This is a genomic window from Streptomyces sp. NBC_01235 (assembly GCF_035989285.1).
In the GTDB taxonomy this organism is placed as follows: Bacteria; Actinomycetota; Actinomycetes; order Streptomycetales; family Streptomycetaceae; genus Streptomyces.
In genome coordinates this window covers 5,201,146-5,214,067 of record NZ_CP108513.1, presented here as the reverse complement: position 1 = coordinate 5,214,067, position 12,922 = coordinate 5,201,146, and the positions used below count along the sequence as shown (strand labels likewise).

General features: G+C 72.7%; 10 protein-coding genes and 1 pseudogene. 5 read left to right on the top strand and 6 right to left on the bottom strand.

Annotated elements, in window-relative coordinates:
• Positions 1-35: 35 nt before the first annotated feature.
• From OG289_RS23005 to OG289_RS22995, 3 genes and pseudogenes are all read left to right on the top strand, one after another.
• Positions 36-1,214 carry an acyl-CoA dehydrogenase family protein gene (locus tag OG289_RS23005; protein WP_327315930.1) on the top strand — a complete coding sequence of 393 codons (1,179 nt, stop codon included), beginning with the start codon at positions 36-38 and terminating at the stop codon, positions 1,212-1,214.
• Complete coding sequence (locus OG289_RS23000; protein WP_327315929.1) at positions 1,214-2,263, top strand: Zn-dependent alcohol dehydrogenase; 1,050 nt, start codon at positions 1,214-1,216, stop codon at positions 2,261-2,263. Before OG289_RS23005 ends, OG289_RS23000 begins: the two co-directional genes overlap by 1 nt.
• Before the next feature lie 107 nt (positions 2,264-2,370).
• Positions 2,371-3,549 (top strand): annotated as a pseudogene (locus OG289_RS22995) (MFS transporter); the annotation flags it as partial.
• Here the strand turns inward: OG289_RS22995 and OG289_RS22990 are convergent.
• Positions 3,544-4,650, bottom strand: coding sequence for a GlxA family transcriptional regulator (locus OG289_RS22990; protein ID WP_327315928.1), 1,107 nt, complete (start codon positions 4,648-4,650; stop codon positions 3,544-3,546). The pseudogene OG289_RS22995 and the gene OG289_RS22990 sit on opposite strands and share 6 nt — an antisense overlap.
• 71 nt (positions 4,651-4,721) lie before the next feature.
• On the opposite strand from OG289_RS22990, the gene OG289_RS22985 reads away from it, so the two are divergent.
• Positions 4,722-6,038 carry an MFS transporter gene (locus OG289_RS22985; RefSeq protein WP_327315927.1) on the top strand — a complete coding sequence of 439 codons (1,317 nt, stop codon included), beginning with the start codon at positions 4,722-4,724 and terminating at the stop codon, positions 6,036-6,038.
• A 38-nt stretch (positions 6,039-6,076) separates the two neighbouring features.
• Here the strand turns inward: OG289_RS22985 and OG289_RS22980 are convergent, their stop codons facing one another.
• Positions 6,077-6,670, bottom strand: a complete 594-nt coding sequence (locus OG289_RS22980) for a flavin reductase family protein (protein ID WP_327315926.1) — start codon at positions 6,668-6,670, stop codon at positions 6,077-6,079.
• A gap of 90 nt (positions 6,671-6,760) precedes the next feature.
• Between OG289_RS22980 and OG289_RS22975 the strand changes: the two genes are divergently transcribed.
• Entirely contained in the window at positions 6,761-7,693 is a 933-nt protein-coding gene (locus OG289_RS22975) for a hypothetical protein (protein ID WP_327315925.1), read from the top strand.
• A 3-nt stretch (positions 7,694-7,696) separates the two neighbouring features.
• Here OG289_RS22975 and OG289_RS22970 read toward each other — a convergent pair whose 3' ends face one another.
• The 4 genes from OG289_RS22970 to OG289_RS22955 form a co-directional block, all read right to left on the bottom strand.
• On the bottom strand, positions 7,697-8,494 hold the full coding sequence (locus tag OG289_RS22970; RefSeq protein WP_327315924.1) for an enoyl-CoA hydratase/isomerase family protein: 798 nt from the start codon (positions 8,492-8,494) through the stop codon (positions 7,697-7,699).
• Positions 8,457-8,930 (bottom strand): ankyrin repeat domain-containing protein, encoded by a 474-nt coding sequence (locus OG289_RS22965; RefSeq protein WP_327315923.1) that lies wholly within the window; start codon positions 8,928-8,930, stop codon positions 8,457-8,459. The genes OG289_RS22970 and OG289_RS22965 overlap by 38 nt, the downstream gene beginning before the upstream one ends.
• Before the next feature lie 39 nt (positions 8,931-8,969).
• Positions 8,970-11,195: an acetate--CoA ligase family protein gene (locus OG289_RS22960; RefSeq protein WP_327315922.1), complete on the bottom strand. Its 2,226-nt coding sequence runs from the start codon at positions 11,193-11,195 to the stop codon at positions 8,970-8,972.
• 149 nt (positions 11,196-11,344) lie between these two features.
• Positions 11,345-12,820 carry a flavin monoamine oxidase family protein gene (locus OG289_RS22955; RefSeq protein ID WP_327320773.1) on the bottom strand — a complete coding sequence of 492 codons (1,476 nt, stop codon included), beginning with the start codon at positions 12,818-12,820 and terminating at the stop codon, positions 11,345-11,347.
• Between the last annotated feature and the right edge of the window lie 102 nt (positions 12,821-12,922).

The window sequence follows — 12,922 nt, the reverse complement described above, 5'->3', positions numbered from 1 at the left end:
GGTGAGTTACCGGCGCCCTGACTCAGGAGGTGGACGTGGAGTTTGGATTCACAGCCGAGGACGACGAGTTCCGTACGCAAGCGCGTGCCTGGCTTGCGGCGCATGCTGGACCGAAGGGGAGCGTTCCCGATCGCCGTGCCTGGGAACGTGCCCTCGGGGCCGCCGGCTGGATCGGGATCGGGTGGCCGGAAGGGGGGTACGGGAACCGGACCGCCACGCTCACCCAGCAGGTCGCCTGGGCCGAGGAGTACGCGCGGTCGGGGGCGCCGGCGCGGTCCGGGCACATCGGTGAGAATCTGCTCGCACCCACTCTTCTCGCGCATGGCACGCAGGAGCAGAAGGCCCGGTTCCTGCCGCCGGTCGCCGCCGGGACCGAGCTCTGGTGTCAGGGGTACAGCGAGCCGGGCGCCGGATCCGACCTGGCCGGGGTGCGTACCCGAGCCGAACTCGCCCCCGACGGGCGGTCGTACCGGATCACCGGGCAGAAGATCTGGACCTCTCTCGCGCATGAGGCCGACTGGTGCTTCGTGCTGGCGCGGACCGATCCGGAGTCGACGCGGCATCGCGGGCTGAGCTTCCTCCTCGTCCCCATGGACCAGCCGGGACGGATCGAGGTGCGGCCCATCCGGCAGTTGACCGGCACCAGCGAGTTCAACGAGGTCTTCTTCGAGGGGGCGCACGCGCGCGTGGAGCATGTCGTGGGCGCGGCGGGCGACGGCTGGCGGGTCGCGATGAGTCTCCTCGGATTCGAACGCGGGGTGTCGACCCTCGCCCAGCAGGTCGGCTTCGCACAGGAGTTGGGGCGGGTGGTGCGTACGGCCGTCGAGACGGGGGCGGCCGACGACCCCGTCGTACGCGATCGGCTGGTGCGGTTGTGGGCCGAGCTGCGCACCATGCGGTGGAACGCGTTGCGGACGCTGGGGGGATCCGGCGGTCCTGGCGCGCCGAGCGTGGCCAAGCTGCTGTGGGCGGGCTGGCATCAGCGGCTGGGGGAGGTGGCGGTGCGGGTGCGGGGCGCGGCGGCGGGCGTCGGACCGGTGGACTGGTCGCCGTCCTCGCCGTACGAACTCGACGACGCGCAGCACCTGTTCCTGTTCTCCCGGGCCGACACGATCTACGGCGGCTCGGACCAGATCCAGCGCACGATCATCGCCGAGCGCGTGCTCGGCCTGCCCAGGCAGCCCAAGGGACAACGGGATAGGGGAGCGGCGTGATGCGAGGCGTGGTGTTCGACGGGAAGCGGGCGGAGGTCGTCGACGATCTGGAGGTGCGGGATCCGGGGCCGGGCGAGGTGCTGGTCGCGATCTCGGCGGCCGGGCTGTGCCACAGCGACCTGTCGGTCGTCGACGGGACGATTCCCTTCCCGGTGCCTGTCGTCCTCGGGCATGAGGGCGCGGGGGTGGTGGAGGCGGTCGGCGCGGGGGTCACGCATGTCGTTCCCGGGGACCATGTCGCGCTGTCCACGCTCGCCAACTGCGGCACCTGCGCGGAGTGCGACCGCGGCCGGCCGACCATGTGCAGGCAGGCCATCGGGCGCCCGCAGAAGCCGTTCGCGCGCGCGGGGAGCCCGGTGTACCAGTTCGCGGCCAACTCCGCGTTCGCCGAGCGGACGGTCGTCAAGGCCGTGCAGACGGTGCGGATCCCGAAGGACATCCCGCTGACGTCCGCCGCGCTGATCGGGTGCGGGGTGCTGACCGGGGTCGGGGCCGTGCTCAACCGCGCGCGGGTGGGGTACGGGGAGAGCGTCGTCGTCATCGGGACGGGCGGGATCGGGCTGAACGTGCTCCAGGGCGCGCGGATCGCGGGGGCGCTGCGGATCGTCGCGGTGGACTCCAATCCGGCGAAGGAGGCGGCGGCGCGGCAGTTCGGGGCGACCGACTTCCTCACGTCGACGAAGAGCGTGCGGGACGTGCTGCCGACGGGTGCCGATCATGTGTTCGAGTGCGTGGGGAGGGTCGAGCTGATCCGTGCGGCGATCGACCTGCTCGACCGGCACGGGCAGGCGGTGCTTCTCGGGGTGCCGGCCGCGACCGCCGAGGCGTCCTTCCTCGTCTCGTCGCTGTTCCTGGACAAGTCGATCCTGGGCTGCCGCTACGGTGCCTCGCGCCCGCAGCGGGACGTCGCCCTGTACGCCGAGCTGTACCGCGAGGGCCGGCTCCTGCTCGACGAACTCGTCACGCAGACCTACCCGGTCGAGGACTTCGAGAAGGCGGCGGCGGACGCGGAGGCGGGGCGGGTGGCGCGGGGGGTGCTGACGTTCTGAGGGGGGACGGTCGTCCCGGTCGTCCCGGTCGTTGAGGTCGTCGAAGTTGTCCACAGGGTCTGGAAAACCCGTGGGTCGGTGTCAGTGCCGCGCCCTACGGTCGTTTCATGAGCTACCGCGATGTCGCCTCCAGGCAGGTGCTGGTCTGGGCCTGCACCGCTGTCGGCGCTCGTATGCCGGTCGCCATGGCTCCGCTGGCCCTGGTGTTCCTGGTGCGCGAGCGGCCTGGCGGCTACTCGCTGGGCGCGATGCTCGCGGCGGCGTATGTCATCGGCGAGATCGTGGGTGCTCCGGTGCTCGGGATGCGTCTGAGGCATGAGCGTGCCCGCGTGCATCTGGCCGTCGGTCTCGCGTGCGGGGCCGCCGGGTTCGCGGGGCTGGGAGGCTTACCGGGCGCGCATCCCGCCGTCCTCGGCGTGTTCGCGTTCGCCGCCGGTGCCGCTCCGGCCGCCGCCACCGGTGGGCTGCGCACGCTGCTCACCACGCTGGTTCCGGAGCGGGCGGCGGCGCAGGCGCTGTCCGTCGAGTCGATGCTGACGGCCGGGGTGTGGGCCGCCTCCCCGGCCGCGGTCGCCGGTCTGGCTCTCGGCGTCGCGCCGCGTGTCCCGCTGCTGCTGGCCGCCGCCCTGATGGCGTCGTCGGTCGCGGGCCTGTGGCTTCTTCCGGCCGCCTGGGGTGCGGACGACACGGGGGGCGGGGGCCGTGGGAGTGGCGGGTCGCGGCTGCGGGTGCTGGCGGGGGCCTGGCCGGTGTATGTCACGGGCGCGGCCAGTCTGACGCTGCTCGGACTGACCGAACTCGTCCTGCCGGCGCTGCTCGAACAGCGGGGCTTCGAGGTGGGGTGGTCCGGGCCGCTGCTGACCGGGATGGCGGTGGGCGGGGGGCTCGGAGGGTTCGTCTACGGTGTTCGGTCCTGGCCGGGCCTGCTGCGCACCCGCAGCGTGGTGCTGATGGCCGGGACGTCGGTCTGCGTGACGCTCGCCGCGCTGACACCTGACGCGGTCGGGATCGCGGTGGCGCTGGCCGTGGGCGGCACGCTTCAGACGGGCGCGATGCTCACCCGCAACCTCTCCCTGCGCGAGGCCCTTCCGCCGGGCGCGCTGGCCGCGGGCTACTCCGTCATGTACGCGGCGGCGGGGGCGGGGTACGCGGCGACGGGATCGCTCGCCGGCGCCCTGCTCCAGGTGGTGGCGCCGTCGACCGCGATCCTGGCCGGAGTGTGCCTGACGCTGGCGCTGACCGCGCTCGGCTGGTGGGGCGAGGCGCGGCACGCCGCCCGCTCAGCCCACAACGCCCACCCCGCCGTAGCTCCCGCTGCTCCCATCGCTCCCGCTGCTCCCGTTCCTCTCGTTCCTGTCGTTCCTCTCGATCGTGCCGACTCCCGTTCCGCCGCCCCCGGATCGGAAGGTGCGGCGATACGCCGTCGGAGTGACCCCGAGGGCCGCCTGTAGGTGCTGGCGCATCGACTGGGCGGTGCCGAAACCGGCGTCCCGGGCGATCTGGTCGACGGACAGGTCGCTGGACTCCAACAGGTGCCGGGCCCGCTCGACGCGCTGCTGGGTGAGCCACTGGCCGGGGCTGATCCCGACCTCCTCGCGGAAGCGGCGGGTGAAGGTCCGCACGGACATGGCCTCCTGTTCGGCCATGTCGCGCAGCTGGATCGGCTCGTGGAGGCGGCCCAGTGCCCACGCGCGGGCGCCCGTCGTGGTCGCCGTCTGCGGATCGGGCACGGGGCGCTCGATGTACTGCGCCTGGCCGCCGTCGCGGTGCGGCGGTACGACCGTGCGACGGGCGACGTCGTTGGCGACGCCGGTGCCGTGGTCGCGGCGCACGATGTGCAGGCACAGGTCGATCCCGGCGGCGACACCGGCGGAGGTGAGGACGTCGCCGTCGTCGATGAAGAGAACGTCCCGGTCGACGTCGATCTTCGGGAAGAGCTCCTGGAAGTGGTCGGCGTCGGCCCAGTGGGTGGTGGCGGGGCGGCCGTCGAGGAAGCCGGCGGCGGCCAGGACGTACACGCCGGTGCAGATGGAGGCGAGGCGGGTGCCGGGCCGGATGTGGGCGAGGGCTGCGGCGAGGTCGTCGGTGAGCACGCCCTCCTCGAAGACCGGGCCGAGCTCGTAGGAGGCGGGGACGACGACGGTGTCGGCGGTGGCGAGGATCTCCGGTCCGTGCTCGACCATGATCGCGAAGTCGGCGTCGGTCCGGACGGGGCCCGGTGGCCGGATGGAGCAGGTGACGACCTCGTACAGGTGCCGTCCCTCGGCGTCCTTGGGGCGGCCGAAGATGCGGTGCGGGATGCCCAGCTCGAAGGGGAGCAGGCCGTCGAGGGCGAGGACGACGACGCGGTGGGGACGAAAGGCGCGTTCCTTCTCCTGATGACGCATGGCCCGATCCTAGCGAATGCTGTCTTTCGGGCCACTCGATGGGAGGAGACGGACATCGGATGCTCTACGACGTGACCCAGACAACCGAGGCTCCGGCATCCGTCGAGGGGCAGAAGGCCCCCCATGACCGCGGTCGCGTCCGCGTCCACCGCGCGTGGTTCGTCGCGGCCGTCACCTTCGTCACGATCATCGGCGCGGCGGCCTTCCGCTCGCTTCCCGGCCTGCTCATCGACCCCCTGCATGAGGATTTCGGCTGGTCGCGGGGCACGATCGGCGCGGCCGTCTCGATCAACCTGGCGCTGTACGGCCTCACCGCCCCGTTCGCGGCGGCGCTGATGGACCGCTTCGGCATCCGCCGGGTGGTCGCCGTGGCCCTGACCGTCATCTCGGTCGGCTCGCTCCTGACGGTGTGGATGACGGCGGCCTGGCAACTGCTGCTGTACTGGGGCCTGTTGGTGGGCATGGGCTCGGGCTCGATGGCGCTGGCCTTCGCGGCGACGGTCACCGACCGCTGGTTCACCGAACGCCGGGGCCTGGTCAGCGGCATCCTGACCGCGGCCTCCGCCTCCGGCCAGCTGATCTTCCTGCCGCTGCTGTCGTGGATGGTCACGCGCTACGGCTGGCGCCCGGCGGCCGTGACGGTGGCGCTGGCCGCGCTCACCGTGGTCCCCTTCGTGTGGCTGCTGCTGCGCGACCACCCGGCGGACGTCGGCCTGAAGCCGTACGGCGCACCGGAGTTCGTCCCGAAGCCGCTCCCGGTCCAGGGCGCCGCGCGCCGCACGCTGCGGGTGCTGCTCTCGGCGGTTCGCACGGGTCCGTTCTGGCTGCTGGCCGGGACCTTCGCGATCTGCGGCGCCTCGACGAACGGCCTGATCCAGACCCACTTCGTCCCCGCGGCCCACGACCACGGCATGCCCGTCACGGCAGCGGCCTCGCTCCTCGCGGTGATCGGCATCTTCGACGTGGTCGGCACGATCGCCTCCGGCTGGTTCACGGACCGCTTCGAGCCGCGCCGGCTGCTGGCGGTGTACTACGCGCTGCGCGGCATCTCGCTCCTCTTCCTGCCGATGCTGCTGGCCCCGTCCGTCCACCCGCCGATGATCTTCTTCATCGTCTTCTACGGCCTCGACTGGGTCGCCACCGTCCCGCCGACCCTGGCTCTGTGCCGCGAGCACTACGGCGACGACAGCGCGATCGTCTTCGGCTGGGTCCTCGCCTCCCACCAGGTCGGCGCGGCCCTGGTCGCCTTCCTGGGCGGGGTGGCGCGGGACACGCTCGGCTCGTACGACGTGGTCTGGCACGCGTCGGGGGCGTTGTGCGCCGCGGCGGCACTGATGGCACTGGTGATCCGGCGGAGGCCGACGGTTCCCGTCCTGGCGACGGCCTGAGAACCTCCTGGGTCAGGAGGCGGTCCGGTCCGGTCCGGTCACGGGGCGAGGACCCCCCTGTGGAACAGCAGCGGCTCCTCGTCGGCGCCGTCGCCGGTCCCCAGGGCGTTCACCCGGCCCACGACGATGAGGTGGTCGCCGCCGGTGTGCACCGCGTGGATCGTGCAGTCGATCCAGGCGAGGGCGCCGGTGAGGCGGGGCGCGCCCGACACCGGGGCCGCGTCGTGGTCGACGCCCGCGAACTTGTCCGTGCCGCTCCTCGCGAAGGCACGGCACAACGGGCCCTGCCCCGCGCTGAGCACGTTGACGCAGAAGACGCCGGCGCGGGCGATGCGCGGCCAGGTCGTGGACGTGCGACCGACCATGAAGGCGACGAGGGGCGGATCCAGGGAGAGGGAGGAGAAGGACTGGCAGGCGAAGCCGGCGGGACCGGCCTCGCCCTCGGCGGCGGGTGCCGTCACCACCGTCACGCCCGACGCGAAGTTCCCCAGCACGCGCCGGAACTCGCCCTGGTCGACCGGCGCTCGTTCGTCCTCCCGGACGCACCGCAACTCGGGCCGTGGCAGCGCCTCGACCGGGGGGCCCGCCCTGAGGTAACGCACGGCCGCGGCCGCCATTCCCGCATGTCCCATCACGCCTTCCATTGAAGCTGACGGAGCGTCAGATAGGAAGGGGCGCGGGGCGCGAGGGGACTCGGCGATGCGGTTGCGTACGCTGCGGGCATGGGGTGGGGGAACGTGCGTGCGGAGACCGGATGGAAGCGGGCGGAACCTGAGGTGGTCGCCGCCATCGCGGCCGGGGCGGCGCAGCTCCCGGCCGCCTTTCTGCTCTGGTGGATCCACAGCCTGGCCGGCGACGCCTACGGCCGTGACTACGGAGGCGGCTTCGGCCTCGCCTGCATGTTCCTCTTCGCGCCCCTGTATCTGCCGGTGCTGGGTCTGGTGCACACCTGGGCGCACACCCTGCCGGGCGTCGTCCTCGCCGACCTCGCGCTCGGCCGGCTCCGGTGGCCGCGCTGGGCCCGGCATCTGCTGGGTGTGGTGCTGGTGGGGGTCGGATGGGCCGCGGTGACCGCCGCTCTGTGGGACTGGCCGTTCGTCACCACCGCCCTCGTCCTCACCGCGCTGGGTGTGCTGCCCGTCCTCGCGATGGCGTACGTGCGGCGACAGGGAAGGGGCAACTGGACCACCCGGGGTATCTGGTGGCGGGCGGGGGCAGGCTCCGTCGCGCTGTTCGTGCTCGCCTTCGCGGGCGGAGTGCTGGCCACCGTCACGGGTCTGATCGAGGAGTACGAGCCTCCGGAGCTGTCCGCCGCCCAGGTTGCCGGTGTCTGGCGTGGCGAGGGCGGGGCGGAGTTGCGGCTGCGGCCGGGAGGGCGGGCCGAGCTGACCAGGGTGCCCACCGAGGCCGAGTTCGGGTCCAACGAGGACCTGGCCGTGTGCGACGGCACCGGCAACTGGGTGTTCGACGGCAAGAACGACTCCCGGGACAGCGTCCTCGTACGTCTCACCTCCGGCAGCGGGACCGGCAGCGGCTGCGGGGACGAGACCTCGTGGACCGTCGGCGGGACCGACAGCTCCCCCGAGCTGTTCGTGATCTTCGGTGATCCGGACGGCGGGGAGCTGCGGATCCTGAAGCGGGCCGCTGCCGCCTGATCCTCAGCGGCCCCTGAATGCCGGCCCCCGCCGCTCCACGAAGCTCGCCACGCCCTCCCGCGCGTCCGCCGTCGTCATGTTGATCTCCTGGGCGGCCGCCTCCGCCGCGAACGCCGTGGTGCGGTCCGATTCCAGGGAGGCGTTGACGAGTTGCTTGGTGAGGGACAGGGCTCGGGTGGGGCCGGTGGCCAGGCGGGTTGCCCAGTCCCGGGCCGTCTTGTCCAAGTCGGCGTCCGGGACGACCCTGTTGACCAGGCCCAGGCGTTCCGCGTCCGGTGCCGTGAGCGCGTCGCCGAAGAACATCAGCTCCTTCGCGCGCTGGGGGCCGATCAGGCGGGGGAGGAGGTAGGCGCCGCCGCCGTCGGGGACCAGGCCGCGGCGTACGAACACCTCGATGAAACGGGCGGATTCGGCGGCCAGGACCAGGTCGCAGGCGAAGGCGAGGTGTGCGCCGAGGCCGGCCGCCGTGCCGTTCACCGCGGCGATCACCGGCTTCTCGCAGTCGAGGACGGCGGAGGTCAGACGCTGGGCGCCGCGGCGGAGGGTGCGGGCCACGTCGCCCGGGACGCGTTCGCCGCCGGCGGAGCCACCTCGCAGGTCCGCTCCCGCGCAGAAACCGCGGCCGGTGCCGGTGAGGACCACCGCCCGGACGTCCGGGTCGGCCGAGGCCTTGGCGAAGAGGTCGATCAGCTGGTCCCGCATGTCGGGGGTGAGGGCGTTGAGGGCCTCGGGGCGGTCGAGGGTGACGTGGGTGACCTGGTGGTCAGTGCTGTTCAGGATCCACGGATCGGGCACGGTCATGCTCCGTTCTGGCACGGTCGAGCCATTCGCGGGCGGGTCTGCCCTTCATCGGCGCGTCGAGGCCGGCGCCGCGTCGCAACAGCAGGTCGACGATGTCCGAGTGCGGCCGCGGGCCGCTCGTCGCCGCCAGTACCACGGGCAGAAGCCCGAACCGGTTCTGGGAATCGGGGTGGACTCCCGCGTCGAGCAGCAGTTCCACGACGGCCAGGTGGCCTTCGCCCGCCGCCAGGGTCAGCGGTGTCCAGTCGTCGTACTCGCCGATGAGCTGGTCCGGATCCGCCCCCGCCTCGACGAGCGCGCGTGTCCTGGCGACGTCGCCCTGCCGCACCGCCGCGTAGAGCGCTGCGGCCGTCGGCTGTCGGGCCTTCCACGCCTCGATCGGCTCGTCCCTCCAGCCCGCCCCGACTCTCTTGTTCCGCTTCGTCGCCTCGTCCATGCGGTGATCTTCGTCGGTACGGCGCCGGCCGCACACCCCTCACCGGCACACCGCCAGCGCGTCCAACGCCACCGCTCCCTGTCCCCACGGCAGGACCACCAGCGGGTTGATGTCGAGCTCGGCGAGGTCGTCGCCCAGTTCCAGCGCCATGCGCTGGACGCGCAGGATCACCTCGACGAGTGCGTCCAGGTCGGCCGGGGGACGGCCGCGGACGCCGTCCAGGAGGGCCCGGCCGCGGAGTTCGGCGAGCATGTGGCGGGCCTGGTCCTCGCCGAAGGGCGGGACGCGGACGGCGGCGTCGCGCAGGACCTCCACCAGGACGCCGCCGAGGCCGACCGTCACCGTCGGGCCGAACAGGTCGTCGTGGGTCACGCCGACGACCATCTCCACGCCCCGCTCGACCATCTGGCACACCAGGACGCCGTCCAGGGCGACGCCCTCGTAGCGGGCGATGTCGGTCAACTCGCGGTAGGCGTCGCGGACCTGACTGGCCGAGGTCAGGCCGATCTTCACCAGGCCCAGCTCGGTCTTGTGGGCGATCTGCGCGCCGGACGCCTTCATCACCACCGGGTAGCCGACCAGCCCGGCCGCTCGCACGGCCGCCGCCGCGCTGGTCACCAACTGCTCGCGCGGCACCCGGATGCCGTACGCCCTCAGCAGCTGCTTCGCCGCGTGCTCGCTGAGCTGCTGTCCAGGCCGCATCAGCAGCTGAGCCTTGCGGAAGGACGGGGACGGGGTGCGGGGCGCCTGGTCGAAGGGGGAGTGGTAGTCGCTCACGAAGCGGTGGTGGTCGAGGTGGGCGCGGACGGCCGTGACGCAGTTGGCGAGGGTGCGGAACGTCGCCACCCGGGAGGAGCCCAGCAGCACGTCGCGGTAGGCCGGTTCGGTGCCCACCGGGGAGCCCCAGACCACGCACACCAGCTTGTCCGTGCGCTCCGCCGCGTCCACCAGGTCCTGTACGAGGCGGTCGCTCAGGGGCGGGAACGGGCCCGTGATCGGGCAGATCAGGACGCCGACCGTCGGGTCGTCGAGGATCGCGTCGATGATCTTCCGGCCGCGCTGGTCGCCCACCGGGTGGCCGCCGTTGTCGACCGGGTTCGCCACGTTCAGGTACTCGGGGATCCACTGGTGCAGCTCCGCCTGCTTGGCGGGCGACAGGGGCGGCAGGTGCAGGCCCGCCGCCGTCGCCAGGTCGGCCGCGTGGGCGCCGGTGCCGCCCGAGATCGAGTAGACGACGACGCCGTCGGCCTGCGGCGGGCGGGCCCGCGCCAACAGGGTTGCCGTGTCCTGGAGTTCGTCCAGGCCGTCCACGCGGATCACGCCGTACTGGCGCATCGCCGCGTCGACCACCTCGTCCGCGCCGGTCAGCTTGCCGGTGTGGGAGGCGGCGGTGCGGGCGCCGGTCTCGGTGCGGCCCACCTTGACCGCGACGACCGGCACCCCGCGCCGGGCGGCCCGGTCGGCGGCGAGGAGGAAGGACCGGCCGTCCTTCAGACCCTCCACGTAGCAGGCGATCGCGCCGACCTCCGGGCGCTCGGCGAAGTAGGAGAGGAAGTCGGCGGTCTCCAGGTCGGCCTCGTTGCCGGTCGGCGCCCAGTGGGAGAGGCGGATGCCCAGCTCCTGGAGGGCGAAGACCGGGCGGCCCTGGTGGCCGGACTGGGTGATGAGGGCGATCGACGGGCCGGTGAGGTCGTCCCGGAAGCGCTCGAAGGCGTTGAGGTTGGTGTTGGGGCCGAGCAGCCGTATGCCGGACCGGGCGACCGCCGCGGCGAGGCGTTCCTGTGCGCGGGCGCCCTCCTCGCCCGTCTCGGCGAACCCGGAGGCGAAGACGACCGCGAACTTCACCTTCGTCTCCGCGAGTTGCTCGATCACGGGCAGCGGGTCGGCGACCAGCAGGACCGCCAGGTCGACCTGCTCGGGCAGGGCGGCGACGGACGGGAAGCAGGGGCGGCCGAAGACCGTCTCGCGGGTGGGGTGCACGGGATGCAGCCGCGCCCCCACCCGCTCGGCCCAGCCGACCAGTTGCCGGGTGACACCGGTGTTCGGGCGTCCTTCGGCGTCCGAGGCGCCGACGACCGCGACCGACTCGGGCCGGAAGAACCGGTCGAGGTCGGGGACGGCCGAATACAGCGGGCGGCCGCTGACGTCGAGGTCGTCGACGTCGGCAGGCCGGCCGTGGACGGCGGGCCCGGGCTGTTCGCCGCACGCGATGACCCGGGCCCGGCGGGAGTCGGTGGTGAGGGTGCCGTGGGTTGATCCAAGCATCGGTCCGCCCCGCTCCTGTGTGACGTCATTGTGTGACTGCCAAGTAACTGACGCTCTGTCAGGTTACATACCTGACGGTGTGTCAGGAATGGGCGTGCACACAGAAAGGAACGGACCTGTGGCGGCGGGCGGCGGGCCTCGGTACGGGCCTACAGCGCCGCCAGCACCTCCTTCGCCACCCGCTCGCCCGACCGCACGGCGCCGTCCATGAAGCCCATCCAGTGGATGGAGGTCTCCGTCCCGGCCCAGTGGATCCCGCCGACGGGCGCGCGCAGGGCCGGGCCGTACTGGGTCAGGACACCGGGCGCGGCGATGGAGACGGGGCCACCGCGGGTGTAGGCCTCGTTGTTCCAGCGTTGCAGGACGAAGGAGGTGGGGGAGGCCGCTTTCTCGCCGAAGTACGTCACGTAGTCCTTCAGTACGGCCGCCCTGACCTCCGCCTCGCTCGCCGCGTCGTACGCCCGCGCCTCGTCGGCCTCGATGAAGCCCATCAGCGCGCCGTAGGAGGCGTCGGGCGGGGAGTTGTCGAAGGTGGAGCTGACCACTCCGGTGTCGCTGACGACCTGGCCGTTGAGGCCGTCGGCACGCCAGAAGGGCGTGTCGTAGATCGCGATCGCCTTGCCGACCGACGCCATCGGCAGGCGCTGGGTGAGCTGGTCGCGGGCGGCGGGCAGGAGCGGGTCGTACGAGATGCGGGCGGCGAGGGGCGGGGGTACGGCGACGACGACCCGCTTGGCGGTGACGGTGATGCCGTCGGCCGTGACGACGTACTTGCCGCCGGACTTGGCGATCGTGCGCACCGGGGCGTTCAGCACCACCCGGTCGCCGAGCGTGGCGGCGAGCTTGATCGGCACCTGCTGGGAGCCGCCGACGAATCGCTGTTCCTGGGCGCCGTTCGCGGTCTCGGTGAGGCGTTCCAAAGTGCCGGGGGTCGACTCGTTGCCGGCGGCGGCGATGTAGAAGAGGACGAAGAGGAGGGAGAGTTCCCGGGGTTCGGCCGAGAAGATCGAGGTGCAGGCCACGTCCAGGAGGAACTTCGCCGACGGGATGACGGCGTTGGCGCGCAGCCAGGACTCGAAGGTCTGGCGGTCCCACTCCTCGGCCTTGGCGGCGGTCCAGGGCGCGTCGACCGGCACCTGCTTGGCCATGTCGTCCAGCGAGGCCTGCACGATCGCCGCGTTGGCGAGCCCGGCCGCGTCGACGGGCGGGACCGAGCCGAGGATGCCGTCGGTGGCGTAGGGGGTCTTCTTGCCGTCCTTGTAGAGGAGGTTCTTGCCGGTGTTGTAGGTGGGGAAGGTGGCCACGCCGAGGGAGTCGGCGAGCGCCTTGATGCGGTCCTGGGTGGGGCCGATGAACTCGCCGCCGCCCTCGGTGACCCCGCCGCCTGCGAGAGCGAGGTTCACGACCCGGCCGCCCACGCGGTCGCGGGCCTCCAGGACGGTGACCGTCTTCCCGGCGGCGACCAGGTCGCGGGCCGCGGTGAGGCCGGCGAGTCCGCCGCCGACGATCACGACGTCGACGTCCCGGGTGGTGGCCGCCGCGGCCGTGCCGGCGGCGGTCGCGGTGAGGGTGGTGGCACCGGCGGCCACGGCGGCGGTGCGGCCCAGCAGGGAGCGGCGGGACATTCCGGTGGAGCTGCTGGGGGAATGCTGTCTTTCACTTGCCACGTGCGTCCTCCGTCGAGCTTCGGGAGCGAGAGGGGGTGGAGCCGGAAAGTGGAGCCAGAA

Excerpts from the sequence above, each read along its gene's own strand:
- OG289_RS22970 (WP_327315924.1), bottom strand. The coding sequence starts at position 8,494 with ATGACCGTGCCCGATCCGTGGATCCTGAACAGCACTGACCACCAGGTC.
- OG289_RS22955 (WP_327320773.1), bottom strand. The coding sequence starts at position 12,820 with ATGTCCCGCCGCTCCCTGCTGGGCCGCACCGCCGCCGTGGCCGCCGGT.
- OG289_RS22965 (WP_327315923.1), bottom strand. The coding sequence starts at position 8,930 with ATGGACGAGGCGACGAAGCGGAACAAGAGAGTCGGGGCGGGCTGGAGG.
- OG289_RS22975 (WP_327315925.1), top strand. The coding sequence starts at position 6,761 with ATGGGGTGGGGGAACGTGCGTGCGGAGACCGGATGGAAGCGGGCGGAA.
- OG289_RS22980 (WP_327315926.1), bottom strand. The coding sequence starts at position 6,670 with ATGGGACATGCGGGAATGGCGGCCGCGGCCGTGCGTTACCTCAGGGCG.
- OG289_RS22990 (WP_327315928.1), bottom strand. The coding sequence starts at position 4,650 with ATGCGTCATCAGGAGAAGGAACGCGCCTTTCGTCCCCACCGCGTCGTC.
- OG289_RS23000 (WP_327315929.1), top strand. The coding sequence starts at position 1,214 with ATGCGAGGCGTGGTGTTCGACGGGAAGCGGGCGGAGGTCGTCGACGAT.
- OG289_RS22960 (WP_327315922.1), bottom strand. The coding sequence starts at position 11,195 with ATGCTTGGATCAACCCACGGCACCCTCACCACCGACTCCCGCCGGGCC.